The following is a 21542-nucleotide window of genomic DNA, read 5'->3' as shown; positions in this document are numbered from 1 at the left end:
ACGATTCATTTATTAGCCGACGGTCAGCCTGTTGCTGAGAAAAAAGTCACGGCTTCCGATGATTGGCACTATCAATTTTCTGAGCTCCCCAAGTATCAAAACGGGCAGAAAATCAACTATACAATTACGGAAGATACGGTACCAAACTACACAACTGAAATAAACGGTACGCAGATCAAGAATCGTTATACGCCTAAAACAACCAGCGTTACGGTTACAAAGCACTGGAACGATGGGCAAGATCAAGATGGCTTACGCCCGAACAACTTGCAAGTTCAGCTTTATGCCAATGGCAAAAAGTCAGGCGAACCGGTAGACTTAACGGCAACCGCTGATTGGACCCATACTTGGACCGACTTAGCCGTTAATCAAAATGGGCAAAAAATCAGCTATACCGTTAAAGAAACTCAAAAGACACCTGGTTATACCACACAGGTCGACGACCAAAACACTGGTAATATCGTTATTACCAATACCCATCAACCGGCTGTGACTAGCGTTAAAGGCACCAAAACTTGGGCCGACCATGACAATCAAGACGGCGTGCGACCAAAGGCCATCACGATTCATTTATTAGCCGACGGTCAGCCTGTTGCTGAGAAAAAAGTCACGGCTTCAGATGACTGGCACTACGAATTTTCTAATTTACCCGAGTATCAAAACGGGCAGAAAATCAACTATACAATTACGGAAGACACCGTTAAAAACTATACAACTGAGATCAAGGCTGATCAATTGATCAACCACTATACCCCAGGTAAAACCAGTGTCACCGTCACGAAACAGTGGAATGATGGTCAAGATCAAGATGGCTTGCGTCCCAACCACTTACAAGTTCAGCTTTATGCCAATGGCAAAAAGTCAGGCGAGCCGGTGGACTTAACGGCAACTGCTGATTGGACTTACACTTGGACCAACTTAGCTGCAAAGCGCAATGGTCAAACCATGCGTTATACCGTTCGGGAAACGACCGCTCTCAAAGGGTATACTGCAACCGTTCAGGATAACACATCTGGCAATATCATCATTACCAACTCACATACACCAACTGAGTCAGAAAAACCAACGAACCCAGGCCATTCACTGGCGGTCATTCACAAAAAGATCACCCATTGGCTGGTAAAGCACCATTTCTTGCCTCAAACTGGTGAACAACGTACCTTCACCCTAACTATAATCGGTATTTTAATACTTGCTTGCGTCACAGGTTATGTAGTGAAGAAACGTTTCAAAAATAAATAAACGACTGCAATAAAGTTTAGCAATCAGTATCAAAAAATGAGTCTTGAAACGAAATAATCGTTTCAAGACTCATTTTTGTGCGCCGACATAACGTCATCAGGATTCGCTTAATGACGCATCACTTTGCAAATCGTTCATTAAATGTTCTACTGAATGATAATCTGATTGGTCCTTCAAAAAACGAGCGCAAAGTTTGCAGTTCAACGACTGCGTCCCTAGCTGATGCTGGCAACCGATATGTTCAAAATAATCGTCCCCTAATCGGCCTAACACTTCACTGCGAACGCGATTTAATTGATACTTTTTAATCATGTGATCCATTTAGCATTCACGCCTTACATTTTGTAATCTGAGATCGTCATCGACCATGCCGCTAATCTGTGGTTGATGGTTTAAAATACTTCAACTCAGCTCGATGGCGTAATGTAGCCGCCTCTTGTAAAGTTGCTGCTGTCTGATTCAAAACATACTGTCCCCGATAGCGCAACCGTGCAACATATCGGCCACTATGTTGATCGAATGAAACGCCAATCACACCTGTACGATTTCGTTTTGTTTTTTTAGTCGAACAAAAAAACACACCATTTGCATCTTTCAATCGGCTAATGTTCCCCTGTGTTTTTCGAAAAGCGGCATTATGATAGGACCGTTTTTTAGCCAACTCATTGCGCAAGCAGCCACAACTACGCGTGATATGCTTGCGCAAACGCTGACTATCAACAACGACCTGCTTGCCGCAATCACAGCGACACTGCCATAAGGCATTACCATTCGCACTGCGCTGAGTGGAACGTTTCATAACGACCAATCGACCAAAGCGTTGACCCGTTAAATCAATCAGCCGTAAACTGCCACACTGACCACAACTTTTTTGACGTCCTTGACGTAAATTTGTCCCGCTCACCAACAATGTTCGCCCACAATCACAAGTACAATGCCACAACATATTCCCCTGACGATCAGGGCTACCACACGTTTGTGCCACTAACTTACCGAAACGCTGACCTGTTATATCAATGTAGTGCATTTAACCGATCCGACCTTTCTCTAAAAATTAACCGTTGAACCCGATTTCACTTAAAAATCATCTTCGCTTTTTGTTTAGTAAACGTTTATTATTAATAGCATAGCATCTTCCCATCCAAAAAGAAAGCCGCAATTAGGCCTGCACGCAAAACTTGGTTGTACTAAAAAAAGGCTAACCCATTTCTAGGGTTAGCCTTCCAATTGCAACCAGCATTGTCGGCTTTTATTCATTGAAGCGGCGACATCAGTTACGACGACTGATATCGTGTTGTTTCAAGCGCATCACGGATGCTATCATAACGCTTTTCATCAATTGTTAAATGATGATCAGCAAGCCAGGTGATGCCGACGATTCCAAATAAGGGGACGAGGGTCCAACAGATTAAAAGACCCGTTACACGCGCACCAGTACCGTTTTGCAATATGTTAGTGATCATTTGTTGTTTTAAAATTGGCGCTAACTGATTACTTGCAGCTAAGCGTTCAATTTTGGCTATTTTTTGCGTTAAAGCGAGCGTGCCCGTTAATTGGAAAATTAGCATCCCACTTAGTTGCCCCACGGCCATCCCAATTTTAGTCATCAATGGCCTAACCGATAGTAAAATACCTTCATGACGTTCCCCTGTTAACCATTGTTGATACTCGACTGTATTCGCAATATTGATGACTAAAACTAACAAATAAAGGCCATTCCCTAAAGTTGGTAAAATGTTAAAGATTGCGATCAAACCGATTCCTAGTCCTTTAAACTGCGGTGGCACCAATAAACCAAGTAGCAATAATGCAGCGTACCCCCCCCACATCTAATAACGTTGCACAGTGAATCAGCGTTTTACGCGCATAGCGGTTGGCAATCCGATTGAAAAAAAGGTATAAACCAGCCGTTGCAACCTGACCAAGCGCCGTCACGATCATTGGCCAAAGCCCTGAATAGCCAAATCTGAGATACAAGTAAAAAGGCAATACCATTGTCGAACAAGTATTAACCCCCATATACAGCAACAGTAACAAGGCGTTCCAGCGAATTTGATCATTTTGACGAAAGGTTTGATAAACCTGACGCCACAATTGCTGCGCTCGGCGTTGCTTGTGCCGACTCATGGGATGCTGGTGCACCCCAAATAAAACCAGGCTCTGACAAAATAGCAACACGAACGTAAACGCAACGGCTACCCGGGCATAACCTGTAATCGCATTACCACCCCAAGCATGCGATCCAATCGTTAAAAATGGCACAAGTAAATTGGTTAAAAATGCGCCAACCCCTGCCATTAAAGCACTTAAACTCGTTACCCAATTGCGCTCGTGCTGATCACTAGATAACGTCGGCAGTATCGCCCAATAAGTGACATCATTCATGGTAAAAAAAATATCAAATCCTAAATAAAGGATACTGAAAGCAACTAAATAAGCACCACCTTGCCACTGATTACTAAAACTGATTACAATCGTGATCGCCGTCCCAAGGGTACCTATGAGTAACCAGGGTTTGAACGGCCCCCAGCGCGTTTGCGTATTATCTAAGACGCTCCCCATTAGCGGATCCAAAACGGCTTCTAGCAAACGACCGCAAGCCATGATCCCTGACAGCCCTAAAAAAGCCTGTTGGGACAAGTTTTTTGTTACTAATGCATAGGGTAATAAATAATTTAAAAATAAACCAGCTGCGGCCATATCACGCCCAATACCACCTAAAGCGTAAAACCAGCTGTTCTGGCTGAATTGCTTGCGCATTGTCTTACCTTCTAACTGCTTTAAGGACTATTTTGCTGCCGCAAAATCTCATTTCCGAAGGTTGGCCAGTCTTGTGGCGTCAACCCACGCCGCAGGACACATGGCTCCTTCTAACTACTCTAAGGACTATTTTGCTGCCGCAAAATCTTATTTCCGAAGGATGACCATTCCATCGGGCGAAACCCACCTCGATGAAAGCATGGCTCCATTTAGTAAATAGTTTATTTTAGCATAATTTTGGCTTTCAGCCTATTCTGCAAACCGTAAAACCCCTAAAAATAAGCTGGTTTAAGCCGTTCGTATCACAAAAGGCAGGCCAAGATTCTTCACTCAGAGTCTTAGCCTGCCTTTTATGAACTTTCATTGTCCAACCTTAAGTTCTAAGTTGTCTTTACGCTTTCGCTTGTCCTTCATTTGACACAGTATCTGTTGCCAATAAACTATCTCGATAAATGAGCTTTGGCTCTAACACCACACGGGTGGCAAATTCACGCGTTCCCGCCATCTTCTCTGATAACAAACGAATCGCATTGATCCCAAATAATGTGACCGGAATTTTAACGGACGATAAACTAGGTGTTGTGTAAGCCGCCATTTCAGAATCATCAAAACTAACGACCTTTGGAAATTCTTGCGGTGTTAATTGTCCAAATAGACGATGTATGAAACCAATTGCAAGTGGATCGCTTGCAACAACGACAACTTTAGGCCGCGACTTTTGTTGTAAAAACCAAGCTGCCGCCGCTTCACCAGACTGCGCTGCCCAACCATCTAAATAGGCCAATGCCGGCTGTTTTGCCGCCTTTGTGGCCTGTAAATAGGCCTGATAACGTACTTCTTGATCATCAACAACTTGTTTACCATTCAATTCCGTTACAGCACGACGGCCACCAACAAACGCAATTGGCCCTAAAAAGTGCTGATACAGCTGTGTGACCAAACGTTGCGTAAACCCAAATAGGTCCGCATAAACCCCGTCTAACATGGGCGGTAAGTAAGGGTCATCGATCACCACTAAATTATGATTAAGTGCTGCAAGTTTTTGCAATGCTTGCTGCGTAAACCCACCAATGACAATCACACCACCACATTTTGCCAGTGGTTGCAATGATGGCAGCGATGTTTGTTGATTGATCCGTATTGTGGTCCCAATTTTTAACTGTTGTTGCGTGACCTGACCTTCAAGTGCTAAACGAATGGCTCGAAAATAAGGATCATTGATTTCCATCGCATGGGTTTGCGTCGTCACAATTTGAATCGTCTGCGACAATGGACTTGGCTTCAAATAACCCAATCGTTCCGCAGTGGTCCATACACGCGTTGCCGTTTCTGAGCTAACTGAAAACGATGCGTCGTGATTTAAAACACGCGAAACAGTGGCGAATGATGTGCCAGCAGCTTTGGCTACTTCACGAATACTTGTCACAGTCATCACCCTTTCTCATTATTATTTTATTTATTGTACCATGTTTAGTAGGCGTTTAACGTAGTTTGTCAAAATTCACATTAAAAAAGAGTTAACCAGAATACTTGTTTTTTTAAAGACATAACGTTTGTTAAAGTGACAAGTTATGGTACAATTTTGGTTAGTAAATGTTTACTAAGCGATTTTTACATTGACGTGTCGAAATCTGTTCTAAAACCCCCTAAGGCCGCAACGTCTTAGGGGGTTTTACTGTTGTCCCCTTAGATTGCGCACAGCAAACTCAACGACTGCAAGACCAACACTTCACCTGTTAAAGACACGGCCTTTACCAATTCCAACCAATCTCATTTAAATTTACGTTTCAAAGACACGACTTGTGCTAAACTGAAAGAACAGCTGTCTTGGCAGCTTCTATTAATGCCGCATTAGGCACATTGACCCGTCGATTTGCATTGTATAAACGACGCTGATCAGATGAGTTCCTTTGTTTCCAATTGACGGCTGCAAGATTTTCAAATCTTTTAGAAGGGCCATGTTTCTTGCGGGGTGAACTCCCCCCACAAGAATGGTCATCCTTCGGTTATCACAAGTTTGCGATGCAAACTTTATCCTTAAATCTTTTTAGAAGGGCCATGCTTCCATCGTGGTGGGCTTCACCCGCTGGAATGGTCATCCTTCGGTAATAAGACCTTTGCGTTAGCAAAGGTACATCAAATCTTTTTAGAAGGTGAAAAATGATGCTTTCAGGAAACGAGCGTAAAGTTCAAATTCGTGCTGCATTATCAACAAGTCAAAAACCAATTAGTGCAAGTGCATTTGCTAAAAAATTCGGCGTTAGTCGCCAAACGGTTGTTGGTGATATTGCCTTAATGCGTGCTTTAGGAGCTAAGATCATTGCCACACCACGTGGTTACGAATACCAAGAAGATACAAATCAAGCCCATCAGGCGGTGATCGTGTGCCGGCATGAACCAGACGAGATCGAGCAAGAATTAACGTTGATCATCAACAATGGTGGTACAGTGGTTGATGTGTCAGTCGATCATCCCCTTTACGGCCAATTACGAGGGCAATTAGCGATTCGCACCCACAGTGATATTCAGAACTTTTTACAACAATTACGGCACTTTGACGGGCATCCATTGGCCGTTTTAACCAACGGTGTCCATTTACACACGATTACCTATCAAACTGATGAACAATTAAAAAACATCAAAAATGCACTACGTGTTGTTGGCATTCTATACGAACCTTTAAATTAGGCGGCCTACTGTGTCTTGACACAATTGTGTAAATGGTGTTTACTTATCCTCAATATATGTCTTGACAGTAAATCGACATAACTATTGGGGGTTTTTTTATGTTCAATCAGCAACAGTCCAGTAAACGCCTGCTCACCGTCGCAGGTTTGGCCTGGCTTTTTGATGCAATGGATGTTGGGATGTTATCGTTTATCATTGCTGCTTTAAAGCCAGAGTGGCATTTATCTGAAGTTCAAATGGGGTGGATCGGCAGTGTCAGTTCCATTGGGATGGCAGTCGGCGCAATCACGTTTGGAATCTTGGCTGACCGCTACGGTCGTAAAGACGTCTTGATCATCACGCTATTATTCTTCTCAGTGGGAACAGGCTTATCGGCTTTAACCACTGGCTATACACTTTTTCTAGTCTTACGATTCTTCGTTGGTGCCGGCTTAGGTGGCGAATTACCAGTGGCATCCACCTTGGTTTCCGAAAATGTACCGGTTGCCAAACGTGGCCGAACCGTTGTTTTGCTAGAAAGCTTTTGGGCTGGCGGTTGGCTAGTCGCTGCGTTGGTGTCTTACTTTGTGATTCCCACTTGGGGCTGGCGCATCGCTTTATTAGGGTCCGCATTAACCGCTTTTTACGCCTTATACCTGCGTTATGGGTTACACGAATCACAAGCCTACGTCCAACGTGAACTTGGCAAGCGGCCGGCCTTAGGCGCCGCAATCGCCGATCTTTGGAAAAAGCCTTATGTCAAAGCAACGCTCATGCTCTGGATCGTCTGGTTTATGGTGGTCTTTTCCTACTACGGCATGTTCCTTTGGTTACCCAGTGTCTTGGTACTAAAAGGGTTTAGCATGATCAACAGTTTTGGCTATACCTTGATCATGACCTTAGCGCAATTACCAGGCTACTTTGTAGCAGCTTGGTTGGTTGAAAAGCTGGGCCGCCGTTGGGTACTGGCCTTATTCTTATTAGGAACCGCGCTAAGCGCCTTGTCCTTTGGGAATGCCACAAGCTTAAGTGTGCTCCTCATATCTGGGATGCTGCTGTCCTTCTTTAACTTAGGTGCTTGGGGCACGCTTTACGCCTATTCACCAGAACAATACCCACTGGTCATTCGCGGGACTGGTACGGGCATTGCGGCTGGTGTCGGGCGAATCGGCGGTATTTTAGGCCCGATTATGGTCGGGAGCCTGATTGCAAAAGGAGTTAGCTTCACGGTTATTTTCGGTATTTTCTGTGTGGCAATCATCATTGCAGTCCTAGCCATTTTAACTTTAGGCCAAGAAACCATGGGCCAAACATTAGATACAACGGTTCACAACGCCTAAACGTTCCCAAACTAAAAAAGACCTTCGCGGTCTTTTTTAGTTTAATAATTAACATCAAACTTACCATCTTGATGAACTTCATAATCATGAATCTGTTGTTGATTCGCGTCATAACCGCCAACTTCGTAAACAAGACTGCCATTGTCATCTCGTGTTTCTTGAACAAAATCATAGGTGACGGAAGAGGTATCATGAACCGTTGATGGATGGTGCTTATAATACTTTTGAACGATTGCGACAGCTCGTTGCGCTGTCACTGACTGAGTCTTCTGAGTTGATTTTTTTGTCGTTTTTTTCGTCTTTTGAGTCGTTTTTGTTTTTTGAGTGGTTGTTGACACTTTTGATGCAACACTGACCTTTTTAGCGCTTGAGTGACTTGAAGCAGCAACTTTCGCCTTTTTAGCCTGCTTGACAGGCGCCTTTTCAGCCACCGTTGTCGTAGTCGCCCCGAATCCCCAATGGGGTAAAACCCGATCATAGGTTACTGTCCCGACTAACACTAACACCAGTCCAATCAACACCCAGCGGGTAAAAAAGACGGTATTGTCTAAATGACTGCGTCGCCGCCGCGGATCCTCGGTGTCCTGCCGCGCGTAAAACACGTAGCGTCGATAAAAAATGGCTAATGTGATCACAATCAGTAGCACGATGAACAGTTCTCGTAACCACAAACTGGTCCGCAAACTGGCCAAACTAAATCCTAGTAGCATAAACCCCACCATCGTTTCCCCCTTGAAATGGTTTAGGTCTATTATAGCAAATAATCAAATCTGTACCAGCACAAAAAAACCGCCGTGCTTGGGGGACACGACGGAAAAAAGGAGTTGGGTGCAACATCGATTGGGGGATCGATGTTGCCATTCTTCACTATTATGGAGGAGTGAATGAAAAAGTTTAATTCAATTCGGAAAGTTAAGCTTTTTAAGTAACTTTCTATGCTTATAACTATATCGGGAAGTTGTGAATAAAGTGTGATGGCTTTGTAATCCTTGCATGAATGCTTTGCTAAGAAATTATTATCCGTTACGCTAAAATGTAGTTGACAACACCACTGTTACTTAGCGTATAGTTGACTTGAAAATAGCTACAGGGGGTGTCGTTTTGAACGAACGTGATCGCTTTGACTTGATTTATGATATGGGTGAAATGATGTTGGAAAATGGTGCGGAGATCAAGCGAGTCGAATCAGTCGTCCGCCACGCCGCGGCAGCCCTAGACCTAAAAGAATTTGATGATTTTATTATGATCAACGGGATTTTTCTCACGGCCCGTTGTAATGACCACATTGTGGAGGCCCGGGCCCGGGCAGTCCCGATTGCAACCATTTCGTTAGGGCGGATTGACGCCATCAATACCTTATCTCGGGAGTTATCCGAACACGAGATCACCCCTGAAGCGGCCCAACGACGGCTTTACTACATTAAGCGCCGCAGCTATACGTCCCTACGCCTCCAATTCATTGCCTATGCCCTAGGCAGTGCCAGCTTTTGTTACGTCTTTGGCGGTACTTTTTGGGATTCTTGTGGGGCATTTGTGCTTGGTCTGATTTTGGCGGCCTATAGTTTACTGGTCGTACCCCATTTACACATGTCACAGATTGCTTCCATTACCACTGAAAGCATGGTGGTCACAGCAGCCGCTTGTTTATTCGTGCAAGGGTTGCCGTTACTCCGGCTTAACAGTTTGATTGTCGGCGGCATTATGTGTCTAGTTCCTGGCGTTGCAATCGTTAACGCCATTCGCTATATTTTCAGCGCAGATTACACGTCTGGTACGGCGCAAATGATCAATGCTGTGGTGACGTCTTTGTGCATTTCATTGGGTGTTGGCCTGACCTTAAGTTTTTATCATTTGATCACATAGAAAAAGTGGCTTGCCCAAATCTGGACAAGCCACTTTTTGATGTGCTTAGTAGACGCTCATTTTATTAACGGGCCAATAACGCCAAACCACTTGGCCTTGAATCTTACTGCGTGGGATAAAGCCGATCATCCGGCTATCCTTTGAGATTGGCCGATTGTCACCCATCACAAAGTATTCACCCTTTGGCACCGTTTTGCGTTTGAACAAGCTTTGTAATGAAAAATCAGCCGTAAATAAACCATCATTGTTGGCAGCTTGTTGAGCCTTATAGTCTTTCAAATAAGGCTCCGCATATTTTTTACCATTGATATACATCGTATCATTTTTGGATTCAACGGTATCCCCAGGCATCCCAACGATCCGTTTAATATATAAAGAGCCATCCGGTGCATGTAAGATCACAACATCGCCACGACTTAACTTGGCATGCCGCCAAACAATTACCCGATCATTATTCATAAAATTCGGTTCCATTGATGGCCCATCGACATTATGGTTGGCAATCAAAAACGTATTTAAGATCAGGACAACGATCCCGACGATCACAATATCGACCACAAACCATAACCATGATTTTACAGTTTCACTCATGAAAATAAACCCTCCGCTGGTTACATGATAAGAAGTATTCTTCACCTGTGTTTCAATTCTAAGCTGTTCATGCTACTTTTACAAGTCCAATTAAGCTAATAGATTCTTAGGATATCGGGTTTGAATATAATCCGTGATCACTTGGATCATTTTCCGAGTTGAAGGCGCCTTGACCTGGACTTTATTGGTGATCAGCGCAATGGTCCGGAAAAAGTCTTGATCGAATGGGTAAACGTTGACATGCGTACCTGACAAATTTTGTAATGCCAGTTCTGGTAAGATACCCATGCCTAACCCACTTTCTACCATCGCAACGATCGATTGGTCATCAATACTATACCGAATCGCATTTGGCCGCACCGCATATTGATCCAGCGCCCGCTTGGTATCTTTGTCGTAATCGGTTTGTTGCAAAATAAAATTTTCACCCGCCACATCTTCAGCTGTAATATACGTTTTATTTTTCGGTACAAAGTCCTTAGGGGTTAAACAATAGATCCGATCCTTGATCAACGGCTTCACCGGTAATTTCTCATTTAATGGCAAGGCCGTAAAGCCGAGATCCACTGAGCCCACTTTGACTTGATTGGCAATTTGATTGAAGTTACTCTTTTGTACCAAGGAAATCTCAATCTTAGGGTACCGTTTTTTAAAATCCTGAATAATCGGCGGCAACCAGTTAATACACACTGAACTAAACGCTGCTAACCGAATCGACCCCGTATTCAAACCATTAATACTCGCTGCTTCTTGGCGCAGCTGTTCTTCCGTATTCAAAATTTGTTGGATCAACGGTAGGATGCGTGCACCATCACTGGTTAGTTCAACGCCTGTTCGGTTGCGAATAAAAACGGGAAACCCTAATTCTGTTTCCAATTGATTGATTGAATGGCTGACGGCACTAGGCGTGACATTTAACGCCACCGCCGCTTGATAAAATGTTTTATGACTGACAACAGCGTGAAAAACCTCGTACGAAAAAGTGGACATTGTGACGCCCTCCGTTTCAAAGTTCGTTTAATAGTGACTCATGTCAACTTAAACACCATGAATAAATTTCATTTTAGCACAAAATAATCTCAGCGCCTATTTTTAAGGTTTGCCTTTGTGAAGGCGCTTTCTTTGTAGCCAAATTAAGCTTTACATGCTATACTTAGGGTTCTATAAAAATACGGAGGCTTTTATATTATGAAAATTGTTGTATTAGCAGGAGGTCGTAGTCCCGAACGGAACGTTTCGCTGTCATCCGGCGCCATGATCACCAGTGCATTACGTGAGAAAGGTCATCAAGCCGTTTTAATCGACTTGTTCTTAGGGGACGCTCTAAGTGACGTGCAAAACGTTGATGATGTTTTTGATCGTAAGCCTGCACCACAACCTAAACAGATTAGTGATGCAATTTTAACTGATGCTGATATTGATGCCCTGCGAACCGACGGTACAAAAGGATTATTTGGCCCTAACGTGATCAAGATCTGCCAAGCAGCTGACATTGTTTTTCTCGGCTTGCATGGCGAAGATGGTGAAAATGGGAAAGTTCAAGCCGTTTTAGATACCTTTAGCATTCGTTACACCGGTAGCGACACGTTGGCATCTGGGATGGCCATGGACAAACAGATCTCAAAAGAGATCATGTTGTTTAACCACATTAAAACGGCGCGTTTTGTCATGGCTTATCAAGCTGACACGCAACGCCCTGATTTTGATTTCGGTTATCCCGTTGTTGTGAAGCCAACCCAAGGCGGTTCTTCCATTGGGATGAGTTTTGCCCATAACGATGATGAACTTGACGCTGCCTTAAAAGAAGCTTTCCGCTTTGACAGTGAAGTCTTAATTGAAGAATTCATTTCAGGTCGGGAATTTTCAATGGGTGTGGTGAATGGTGTTGCCATGCCAGCCATTGAAATCAAAGTCAATGATGGTTGGTACGATTTCGAGCATAAATTCCAAGATAATAAAACAACCTTTGTCACACCACCTGCAGACTTCTCTGAAGCCGCGCATGATGAAATGAAACAGATTGCTTTGAAAACGTTCAAAGTTCTGAAAATGAAGAACTATGGTCGCATCGATTTCTTCGCCAACGATGAAGGCATCTATGTGATCGAAGTGAACTCCTTGCCTGGCATGACCCCACTCTCCTTACTGCCACAAGAAGCGGCCGCTGCTGGCATCTCCTACGCTGACTTAGTTGAAGAGATTGTGCAAAGTAAAGTGGCCCTTTACGAACAGGAAGAAGCCTAAGCAACCGCAAAACACTTGAAGCGCAGGCTTCAGGTGTTTTTTTGATGCGAAAACTTGTTTTTTCAACCTGGTTCACTAGAATAAACAGTAAAGCTCATCAAAGAAGGTTCGTCACGTGAGACACATTCCCGATTTCAAACAGCGCCTCGGTTTTTTAGGCCTGTCTATTTTAATGAACGCTACCGGTAACGGGCTTACCATTGCCACTGCGATGGGCAGTGCTGTGTGGACTGGCTCATCCGTTAATTTGGCCAACTGGTGGCATATTTCATTAGGCACCACCTTATTGCTTTACGGCATCGTCATTACCATTACCAATCAGTTGTTACTCGGTCATTTCGATCAACGACGCCTGATCTCAAACTTATTATTTGCGTTCCCTTTTAGCTATTTAGTGGCCTTAATGACCTTTTTCTGGCGTCAGATCGGGGTACCGCAAGCCAATTTAATCGTGCGACTGTTACTGGACGTGCTGGGCATTTTTATCGTTTCAGCAGCCGTTTCGATTTACCAACGCGCTAACTTGATCATGCATCCAAATGATGACTTTGCCTATATCCTTCGGTTTAAATACCTACATGGTTCAGCGATTCTCGGCCAATGGTTAAGTTATACGCCACCAGTAGCACTAACCATCGCCGCCTTTGTGGCTACCGGTCAACTACAAGCCATCGGTTTTGGCACCCTCGTTGCCCTAACGGCTCAAGGCGCGTTAATGGCTTGGTCTGATCGGCATGTGTTCCAGCGTTTGAAACACCATGTTGATTTATAGAAAGTAGGGATTTTAGATGATTTTAACCTTTGACTGTTACGACACCTTAGTTGACATGCAAGCCATTACGGACTGTATCCAACACATTGCCAGTACCCATCAAGTGGACCCCCAGCAAGCGGCCTTTTTGTACAGCACTTACGAAGATCGTTTAATGTACGGTGAAGCTTTCCGCCCGTACCCAGAATTGATTCAGCAAAATTTAGCCTATCTGGATATGGAATTACGCACTGGCCAATTATTTCAAAACCACATTGAAACTGTTTTTGAGGCTTACCGCCAATTAAAACCCCATCCTGAAGTGGTTGCCACATTGAAAAAATTGTTGGCGCAAGGGCACCAAATCTACATTATGTCTAACACAGATCCAATTTTTATGACGCATAACTTGGATCACTTGCAGCACGCTGTCACAGACGTGATTTTGGCAAAAGACACGCATTGTTACAAGCCTAACCTGAAATTTTTTGAGTACGTTGCGAATAAATTGGACTTGGACCATCACGATCATACGCACATTGCCATGGGCTATTGGTGGGACATGGTGCCTTGTCAAACATTAGGTTGGCGCCGTATTTGGATCAATCGGGCAGGCTTAACGGCCCTGCCAGAATACCAACCGACAGTAACCTTGCCTGATTTAACCCGCGTCCCCGATGTCATTTCAAAATGGTAACTCAAAAAATCTGCCCGCACATTGATCAGTGCAGACAGATTTTTTAATTTAAACCCCTAATAAATGCGCAACGGATGGGACCACTAAGTCGACCACTACACCAATGATCACGACGGCAATTGAGGCCATTGACCCCTGAACGGAACCTAATTCTAAGGCCTTTGCGGAGCCAACAGTATGGCCTGCTGTGCCTAAGCCCAGGCCAACGCCAACTTTAGACTGATTCAGGTGGAACCGTTTGATCAGCCAATCCCCTAAGGCGTAAATAATCACGGCGTTTAAAATCACAGCCATGGCCGTAATGGATGCATTGCCCCCGATTGCTGTTGAGATGGGTAGGGCAATGGCTGTTGTTGCGGCTTGCGGCAACATGGCAGCAATGGACGCCTGATCCAGACCAAAACCTTTGGCCACATAGTAAATACAAAATAGTGATACCATTGAGCCAATCACCAGTGCCAACACCACTTCGACCCAATACTTTTTCACAATATCGTTGCGTTTATACAGTGGAATCGCAAAAGCAATCGTCGCTGGATTTAAAAACCAGAAAATAATGTCACCACCTGGCTTATAAAACTTCGTATAGACGGTTGCAGTCGAGGTCCCCATGACTTTCCCCATGATCACCAAAACGATGATGCCCAGCACCATGCCGACAAATAATGGTTGAAATAAGAAGAAACCTTTGCCAAGTTTAAAGAGCCACTGGCCAATTAAGAACACACCTAGTGATAAGAAAATCCCAAATAAGGGCTGCGAAAGTGCGGCTGTCATGACTAGATGCCCCCTTTCTTAAGCAGTAACCGGGTCTTATTTTGCCGGTGTTCTGTTGTGCTAAACTGCTTAAGCTTTTGATGCAAGAAGATCAATAAGCGTGCGGTATAGGCGGTGATCACCAACATCAGCACAGTTGAGATGATCACAACCGTTACAATTTGAACCCCAGATTTTGCCATAATATCAAGACTAGTTGCGAGCGAAATTCCTGATGGGACAAACAAAAATGCAATCAAACCAATTAAAAAGCTGCCAAAGCCATCAACCCATTCCAATTTGATTACATGAAAGGTCAGTAGCAAATACAGTAAAATCAGCCCAATCACAGGCGTTGGGACTGGAAAACTTGCCGGAAACAGTGGCGAGATCAGACTCGAAACAAACAAGACAGCTGCAAAAATCCCCATTTGAGCTAAAATTGGTGCGGCTTTTGGTTGATCCTGAACTGGTTTTTTTTGACGCATGATGAAATCCCCCTATCTGAAGTAACGATCTTAATGCTTATTCTAGCCAAAAATCGTTGTTTGTGAGACTTTTCACGCTTAAATAGCCAAATGAGCCAGTCAATGACCCTGAGGCCGCGCTTAACGACCCTTACATGCCCAACGCTGCCTTCATCGCAGCCACAAAAGCACGGCCAACTGGAATTTTATCACCATTGCGCATGGTTAATTGATAGGTATGATTGAAGCTTGGTTCTGTTTGGTCAACTTGATCCAAATTCACCAAATAGCTGCGATGAACTTGCATAAACTTTTGAGGGTCTAATTGCTGCCGCAAATGGCTGAGTGTTTGCCGACTTTGATAATCACCGCTTGCCGTCCGCAACGTTAACACCCCTTGATCAACTGAAACCGTTATAATATCCGCTTTATTGATCACCTGTGTTTTATCATCAATCGTCACTGCCAAACGTGGGTTGTACGTTTGCTGTGGCGCTGACACTGGCCGATTTTGTAACCCTTTTTGGACGGCCTCATCCACCCGTGCCTGTTCAAACGGTTTTAAAATATAATCCAGCGCATTGGCATTAAATGCATCTAAAGCATACTGGTCGTAAGCCGTGGCGAAAATAATCCGCGGCTGCGCGGCAATGGCCTTTAACTGTTTGGCCAACGTAAACCCATTTTCATCCCCTAACTGAATGTCCAAGAAGACCAAATCAATGTGGTGGCCCATTAATTGTTGCAGGGCACTTTCGATACTATCGGCTTCAAAAATTTGAGTCACTTGTTGATTTTGCGTTAATAAATACTGCAGTTCTTCGCGTGCTAAAGGTTCATCATCAACGATCAAGACTTGCATGCGGCTTGGCCCCCTTTAATGGTATTTGTGTTGTCACCGTCGTGCCTGTTGGATTTGATTGAAATTGTAACCCACTTGCTGGCCCGTACAATCCGATCAGACGCTGATTTAAATTATATAATGCTGTGCCGCTCCCTTGTTCAGAAGGGACCGTTTGCTGGCCTAACTGTGACATCACAGCTGGATCAATGCCACTGCCATTATCACTAACCTGAATCTGCAACATCGCGCCTGCGACCGTAATGCGAATTTGAATGTGGTTATCTTGTTTTTTACCAGCAAAAGCGTGTTTGATCGCATTTTCCACTAAAACTTGGATGGTAAAGGGTGGCAATAAGGCACTGGTACTGGCCTGATTTTCAAAATCGATCTGGTATTTATCTGGAAAACGGGTTTGTTCAAGGGTTAAATAAGCCTGGACTTGTGCCCGCTCTTGGGCCAACGTGATCTCTGTTTCCCGTACACCGATTAAATTGGACCGAAAATAAGTACTCAGTTGCACCAATAACTGGCGCGCTTTTTCTGTGTCGTGGCGCATGGTTGCTGAAATCGTATTCATAGCGTTGAAGAAAAAATGCGGATTGATCTGTGCTTGTAGTGATTTGATTTCTGCATCTTTCACCAATTTAGACTGATTTTCGGCGGCACCTAACGCAATTTGACTGGAAAAAATCGACCCTAACCCTTGGGCCAATTGTTCTTCAACTGGGGTGATAAACGCCGCATCCGTCGCATACATTTTCAACGTGCCCACTACTTTTCCATCAACATCTAACGGAATGACAATGGCACCCGCCAAGGGACAATCTGCCTGGGAACAGCCAATTTCCCGCTTACTATGCGCAATCCGAATTTCATTATTGGCAATGGCCTCGGTTGACAGGCGGGTGACAATGTTGGCCCCGGCCACATGATGATCACTGCCAGCACCAACATGCGCTAAGATTTTATCGGTACTGGTCAAACTAATCGCTGAAAAATTCGTATACCGTTGAATAATACTGGCCACAGGTTGCGCAGATTCGCCATTTAACCCGGCCCGAAAATAAGGCAAGGTCTGATCGGCTAACGCCAGTACATCATGGGTTTGCATGGCCCGCATTTCCTGTTCTTGATTCAAAAACAACTGAATAATGGACAAAAAAATAAACGTGCCCACGGCATTAATGGTCATCATGGGTAAGGCGATTAATTTAACCAATTCCCACCCCGTTGGACTAAATAACAAAATAAAGAGCATTTGAATGGCTTCCATCACAAAACCGACCACAATCCCTTGCACCGGACTCATAAACAGCACCCGCTTGCGCTGAACGGTTTGGCGCTGATACATTCTGCCGGCCAAGGCCCCGATCAAAACAGAGCTGGGAATATAAAACCAAGCGGCTAAGCCGCCTTGCAACACCCGATGGCCCCCGGCAATCAGCCCAACGACAGCCCCAACTGCTGGGCCACCAACCACACCAGAAACGGTTACTGCCAAAAGGCGCGTGTTGGCAACTGAATTTTGATGCGGCACATTTAACAAAATACCCGTGGTGACCAATTGATTATGGGCATTCACTTCAACCCCGGTTAAATTAGCGATGATCGCAAAGAAAGCAAAGATCAAAATCAGCTTTAATTGATTGGCCACCGTCCGTTGCTCAAATAACAATTGCCGAAACGGGCGCACATTAACCAACAAAAACGCCAAAATAATGACGATTCCCACCCGTTCTAACATCAGCAACGCCAAGTTTAACATTTGCATCCCCATTCCCCCTTGCCCATAAGCTTAGCACATGTGCACCAGCATGCAATCGGCAATGCTTTGTCAACGCGACACACTGGTTAAAAAAGGGCACAAAAAAAGCTAGCCTGGTTGGGGACTAGCCGTTTATAGAATATCGAGCATGATTTTTGATATCCTGAAGATGAAAGGAAATTGATTAACTATTATGTCTACAAACATTATTATAGCGCATTACTATTTTTTTGCAAGCGTTTTCTTAAGCGGATTTTGGCGTTTGTTTGTGGTAAGCCGTCATCACGATCGCCAAATTGATCAATACTAAAATCGTGGTCATCAAGAAGACATAGCGGTAATCCAAGAGCCCGGCGACCCCTGATGCCAATAGCGGGCCAATCACGTTGCCAATGGCTTGCGCTGACTGGTTATAACTAAAGATCCGACTAATCGCTTCGTTAGGTGTGTTTAACGTCATCACCGTCTGCGTCACAGGCAACAGCGCTGCATCTGAAATGCCAACCAGAAAACGCAACGCTCCTAACGCAAACACGGTGGTGACAAAAAACATCGGCAAAAAGACACAGGCGCAGAAAATCAGCCCGGCAATCAAGACCCGCTGTGGCCCAATGTGATCGCCTAATTGTCCCAGCCGTGGCGCTGCAATCAACGTGGCGATCCCTGGTAATGCCGCAATGACCCCACTGACTAACGCAATATTGCCATGATTGTGCATCAGTTCTTTAACAAACAAACTGATAATCGGATTAATGGAAGCTGTGGCAGCTTGAATGAGCAAAGACGATAAAATCATGGCCCAAATGATCCGCACGGCTTTAATGTGAGCAAACGCGCTTTCGTGGCTGGCTTGGGCCTGCTTCGGTTGTGGCGTAAAGTTTTCTTTTACAAAAAGATAAGTGGTGATGGCGGCGATCAACATCAGGCCCCCAAACATATAAAAGGGAATCCGGTAGCCAAACAAACCGGCAATATAACCGCCGATCACCGGTCCCACCAGCTGCCCACCGACAGCGCCTGTGGTTAAGGTGCCCATGGTTTTACCGCTTTCCGTATCCGGCACTTCACTGGCAATTAACGCATACGCATTATTAATGTAACCCGAAAAAGCACCTTGTAAAGTGCGCATCCCAATTAACAGCCACACATTGGTGGCTGCCCCTGTTAAAGTTGCTGTCACCGTCATGCCTAAGGCCGCCCGCATTAACATGGGTTTGCGCCCTGTGCGATCAGCTAGTTTGCCCCAAAGCGGCGAGACAATGGCCTGACTTAAAAAGGTGGCCGCATAAGCAACACCGGCATATAGCGTCAGTTCCCATTTTGGAAAATGGCCCATTTCACTAATAAACAACGGCAAAAACGGCAAGCTCATACTGGCACCGGCGCCTGTAATAAAGTTACCTAACCATAACGCATACACGTTTTTGCGCCACTGTGGTAAGTCATGCACGATTTAAACCCTCTTTCACCATTTTTAAGCTTATTTTACACCAAAAAAATCCTAATCACCTGTTGGCGGTTAGGATTCAGTACTTATTTCGCTTCAACCCAGCGTTTCAGTAAATAAATATTGACGATCACGGTGATGATCAATAATAAGAATAAATAGCCTGCACTCACATAAAATGGCAAGATGCTTTGATCAAACGCAAAGTGGAGAAAATGATTCAATTGATGGGAAATTGTTGCGAGTAACTTGATACCCGCCCAAATGAGTACAATATAGACAATGCCTTTAACAGCCTTTTGCCGCGTGGCAGGTAAGTAATCTGTGATCCATTCGGTCAATAAATGTTCCAGTGAAATGGCAGACCAGGCCCACAAAATTGCGCCTAACATCACGAGAATCAGGCCTGCAATCGCGGCGATGTCATTGATGCCTGGTGTCATGGTCACTTGCAGATGATCGATTCCAAAAATCTGATGCCAGTCCAACGTTCTTAACGCAATGCTGGTCATCACCACTAAAGCAACAAAGACCACTAGCATTTGATACAGCCAGGCCACTAATGACGTGCCTAAATTCACCAGATACAACTTATATTCAGGCACTGGGATCAAGCGATAAGTCACCTCAATATTAACCCGTTCGTTTTGACGGGCTAAAACGAAGTAGGATATAAAAATCACAAAAATCGACCAACCGGCAAACATTCCAAAAAAGATGTCCCGGGTTAAATCGCCTTTCACAAAGACGTACAACGTGCTTAAAAGCGTTGCAGTGGCAATCAGTAATAAAAACTGATTACTCATTTTAAATTTTGGCCGCCACAAGGCCTTCCAAAGCTGGCTAGTTGCTGTCATGATCGATTGCCTCCTGTTCTTGGTACGCACTTTCATAGTAAGCTTCAATGCTTTGCCCATATTCTGCACGAATCGTATCTGCTGCTTGATGCGTATAAACCGTTTTATCCTTGATAATGATCACATCATCTAAAATCGAAGCGATCTCAGCCACATAATGATCACTGATCAGCATGGTGGCGGTCGGGGCCTTCCATTGGATAATACTCTGAATGATGCCTTTACGACTCATACTATCGATCCCGCTGAAAGGTTCATCTAATAAATAAAGCTGCGTTTGACGCGCCAACGTCAGTGCAATCACCAGCTTTTCCCGCATCCCTTTAGAAAGCTCACTTAATTTTTGTTGGTTATTAATTTTAAGAAACGCTGCTAATTCTTGGTATTTATCCAGCGCAAAATCAGGATAAACCGTTTGGTAAAAGGTCACGATTTTTTTAAGCACGGTACTTTTAGGAAAGCCATCTAATGCCGTACTAAAACTAACTGCCTGTTTCTTAGTGGCCGCTGTAGTTGCGCCATTGATGCTGATCTGACCTTGATTGGCCTTTGCTACACCGGCAATCAGGCGCATTAAAGTGGTTTTCCCGGCACCATTTTCACCTAATAAACCGACGATCTTCCCTGGTGCCACGGTTAAATTAATATCTTGTAAAATCGTGTGCCAATTTTTCTTATACACTAACCCTTGAATCTGTAACCCATCAGTCATTCTCTCGCCTCATTTCAATGTACTGCTTTAAATAAGTAACCATCCCATCGTCACCAATATTCAACGCCTTCAATTCTTCATACAATTGTTTCAGTTGCACTTGAATCAATTGTTCCTTCAATTTCAGCACCCGTTGCACATCCTCCGTTACAAAATTACCTTTGCCTCGCTGAGACGTAATAACTTTTTCAGTTTCCATCTCGGCTAAGGCCCGCTGGACGGTATTAACATTCACCGTTAAAGCCACTGCAATCTGCCGCACCGACGGTAATTTTGCGCCTAAAGCCAGCCGTCCAACGATGATTTCGTGGTAAAAATATTGTTTGATCTGATAGTAGATGGGCAGCTTGTCGTCGAATTCCATTGATTTCACCTCACTACTGTATTAGTTAACTATTACAGTATAACATTTCATTTCAAAAAAGCAACTCACGTGAAACCAGTTCTGTACACCCAATTGCTAGCGTCACGAAAATTTTTCGTAAAAAAACAGTCTAACATTGGTGGTGAATCGTAATTTGACGGAATTATGATTCACC

General features: G+C 44.3%; 23 protein-coding genes. 7 read left to right on the top strand and 16 right to left on the bottom strand.

Annotation, left to right across the window (positions count from 1 at the left end; translation table 11 throughout):
• Window positions 1-1242, top strand: a 1242-nt coding sequence (locus FC07_RS08250; RefSeq protein ID WP_157050138.1) for a Cna B-type domain-containing protein, incomplete at its 5' end; no start/stop codon positions are given.
• A gap of 96 nt (window positions 1243-1338) precedes the next feature.
• Here the strand turns inward: FC07_RS08250 and FC07_RS08245 are convergent.
• The 5 genes from FC07_RS08245 to FC07_RS08225 all read right to left on the bottom strand — a co-directional run bounded on the left by FC07_RS08245 (window position 1339) and on the right by FC07_RS08225 (window position 5434).
• A complete protein-coding gene (locus FC07_RS08245; RefSeq protein WP_057904645.1) occupies window positions 1339-1563 on the bottom strand; it encodes a hypothetical protein in 225 nt (74 codons plus the stop codon).
• Window positions 1564-1615: 52 nt separating this feature from the next.
• A complete protein-coding gene (locus FC07_RS08240) occupies window positions 1616-2269 on the bottom strand; it encodes a hypothetical protein (protein ID WP_235807483.1) in 654 nt (217 codons plus the stop codon).
• A 247-nt stretch (window positions 2270-2516) separates the two neighbouring features.
• The gene (locus tag FC07_RS16305) at window positions 2517-3047 is read right to left on the bottom strand and encodes an MFS transporter (RefSeq protein ID WP_057904644.1); all 531 of its coding nucleotides are present in this window, start codon (window positions 3045-3047) and stop codon (window positions 2517-2519) included.
• The gene (locus FC07_RS16300; RefSeq protein WP_057904643.1) at window positions 3013-4002 is read right to left on the bottom strand and encodes an MFS transporter; all 990 of its coding nucleotides are present in this window, start codon (window positions 4000-4002) and stop codon (window positions 3013-3015) included. Before FC07_RS16300 ends, FC07_RS16305 begins: the two co-directional genes overlap by 35 nt.
• Window positions 4003-4393: 391 nt before the next feature.
• On the bottom strand, window positions 4394-5434 hold the full coding sequence (locus tag FC07_RS08225; RefSeq protein ID WP_083483254.1) for a LacI family DNA-binding transcriptional regulator: 1041 nt from the start codon (window positions 5432-5434) through the stop codon (window positions 4394-4396).
• A gap of 731 nt (window positions 5435-6165) precedes the next feature.
• On the opposite strand from FC07_RS08225, the gene FC07_RS08220 reads away from it, so the two are divergent.
• Together FC07_RS08220 and FC07_RS08215 are read left to right on the top strand one after the other, a co-directional pair.
• On the top strand, window positions 6166-6690 hold the full coding sequence (locus FC07_RS08220) for a transcription repressor NadR (RefSeq protein WP_057904641.1): 525 nt from the start codon (window positions 6166-6168) through the stop codon (window positions 6688-6690).
• Between the two features lie 98 nt (window positions 6691-6788).
• Entirely contained in the window at window positions 6789-8009 is a 1221-nt protein-coding gene (locus FC07_RS08215; RefSeq protein WP_057904640.1) for an MFS transporter, read from the top strand.
• 41 nt (window positions 8010-8050) lie between these two features.
• On the opposite strand, the gene FC07_RS08210 is transcribed toward FC07_RS08215, so the two are convergent.
• Window positions 8051-8731: a hypothetical protein gene (locus FC07_RS08210; protein ID WP_057904639.1), complete on the bottom strand. Its 681-nt coding sequence runs from the start codon at window positions 8729-8731 to the stop codon at window positions 8051-8053.
• Between the two features lie 379 nt (window positions 8732-9110).
• On the opposite strand from FC07_RS08210, the gene FC07_RS08205 reads away from it, so the two are divergent.
• Window positions 9111-9872, top strand: a complete 762-nt coding sequence (locus tag FC07_RS08205) for a threonine/serine exporter family protein (RefSeq protein ID WP_057904638.1) — start codon at window positions 9111-9113, stop codon at window positions 9870-9872.
• A gap of 45 nt (window positions 9873-9917) precedes the next feature.
• Here the strand turns inward: FC07_RS08205 and lepB are convergent, their stop codons facing one another.
• Together lepB and FC07_RS08195 are read right to left on the bottom strand one after the other, a co-directional pair.
• Window positions 9918-10463: a signal peptidase I gene (gene lepB, locus FC07_RS08200; RefSeq protein WP_057904637.1), complete on the bottom strand. Its 546-nt coding sequence runs from the start codon at window positions 10461-10463 to the stop codon at window positions 9918-9920.
• Between the two features lie 90 nt (window positions 10464-10553).
• Complete coding sequence (locus FC07_RS08195; RefSeq protein ID WP_057904636.1) at window positions 10554-11453, bottom strand: LysR family transcriptional regulator; 900 nt, start codon at window positions 11451-11453, stop codon at window positions 10554-10556.
• 198 nt (window positions 11454-11651) lie between these two features.
• Here FC07_RS08195 and FC07_RS08190 point away from each other — a divergent pair, with 198 nt between their 5' ends.
• The 3 genes from FC07_RS08190 (at window position 11652) to FC07_RS08180 (ending at window position 14155) form a co-directional block, all read left to right on the top strand.
• Window positions 11652-12707 (top strand): D-alanine--D-alanine ligase family protein, encoded by a 1056-nt coding sequence (locus tag FC07_RS08190; RefSeq protein ID WP_057904635.1) that lies wholly within the window; start codon window positions 11652-11654, stop codon window positions 12705-12707.
• A 115-nt stretch (window positions 12708-12822) separates the two neighbouring features.
• Window positions 12823-13479 (top strand): DUF6198 family protein, encoded by a 657-nt coding sequence (locus FC07_RS08185; protein WP_155797807.1) that lies wholly within the window; start codon window positions 12823-12825, stop codon window positions 13477-13479.
• A gap of 16 nt (window positions 13480-13495) precedes the next feature.
• The gene (locus FC07_RS08180) at window positions 13496-14155 is read left to right on the top strand and encodes an HAD family hydrolase (protein ID WP_057904634.1); all 660 of its coding nucleotides are present in this window, start codon (window positions 13496-13498) and stop codon (window positions 14153-14155) included.
• A 48-nt stretch (window positions 14156-14203) separates the two neighbouring features.
• Here FC07_RS08180 and lrgB read toward each other — a convergent pair whose 3' ends face one another.
• The 8 genes from lrgB to FC07_RS08140 form a co-directional block, all read right to left on the bottom strand.
• Window positions 14204-14932, bottom strand: a complete 729-nt coding sequence (gene lrgB, locus FC07_RS08175; protein ID WP_057904633.1) for an antiholin-like protein LrgB — start codon at window positions 14930-14932, stop codon at window positions 14204-14206.
• A 2-nt stretch (window positions 14933-14934) separates the two neighbouring features.
• A complete protein-coding gene (locus FC07_RS08170; RefSeq protein ID WP_057904632.1) occupies window positions 14935-15399 on the bottom strand; it encodes a CidA/LrgA family protein in 465 nt (154 codons plus the stop codon).
• Window positions 15400-15529: 130 nt separating this feature from the next.
• Window positions 15530-16240 (bottom strand): LytR/AlgR family response regulator transcription factor, encoded by a 711-nt coding sequence (locus FC07_RS08165; protein WP_057904631.1) that lies wholly within the window; start codon window positions 16238-16240, stop codon window positions 15530-15532.
• On the bottom strand, window positions 16221-17987 hold the full coding sequence (locus FC07_RS08160; protein WP_057904646.1) for a sensor histidine kinase: 1767 nt from the start codon (window positions 17985-17987) through the stop codon (window positions 16221-16223). The genes FC07_RS08165 and FC07_RS08160 overlap by 20 nt, the downstream gene beginning before the upstream one ends.
• Before the next feature lie 244 nt (window positions 17988-18231).
• Window positions 18232-19437 carry an MFS transporter gene (locus tag FC07_RS08155; RefSeq protein ID WP_235807481.1) on the bottom strand — a complete coding sequence of 402 codons (1206 nt, stop codon included), beginning with the start codon at window positions 19435-19437 and terminating at the stop codon, window positions 18232-18234.
• An 83-nt stretch (window positions 19438-19520) separates the two neighbouring features.
• Entirely contained in the window at window positions 19521-20291 is a 771-nt protein-coding gene (locus tag FC07_RS08150; protein ID WP_057904629.1) for a hypothetical protein, read from the bottom strand.
• Window positions 20278-21003: an ABC transporter ATP-binding protein gene (locus FC07_RS08145; protein WP_057904628.1), complete on the bottom strand. Its 726-nt coding sequence runs from the start codon at window positions 21001-21003 to the stop codon at window positions 20278-20280. Before FC07_RS08145 ends, FC07_RS08150 begins: the two co-directional genes overlap by 14 nt.
• Window positions 20996-21367, bottom strand: a complete 372-nt coding sequence (locus FC07_RS08140; RefSeq protein WP_057904627.1) for a GntR family transcriptional regulator — start codon at window positions 21365-21367, stop codon at window positions 20996-20998. The genes FC07_RS08145 and FC07_RS08140 overlap by 8 nt, the downstream gene beginning before the upstream one ends.
• Window positions 21368-21542: the final 175 nt, after the last annotated feature.

The organism is Loigolactobacillus bifermentans DSM 20003, assembly GCF_001434575.1.
GTDB classification, from domain to species: Bacteria; Bacillota; Bacilli; order Lactobacillales; family Lactobacillaceae; genus Loigolactobacillus; species Loigolactobacillus bifermentans.
This window is presented reverse-complemented; position numbering and strand designations above follow the sequence as displayed.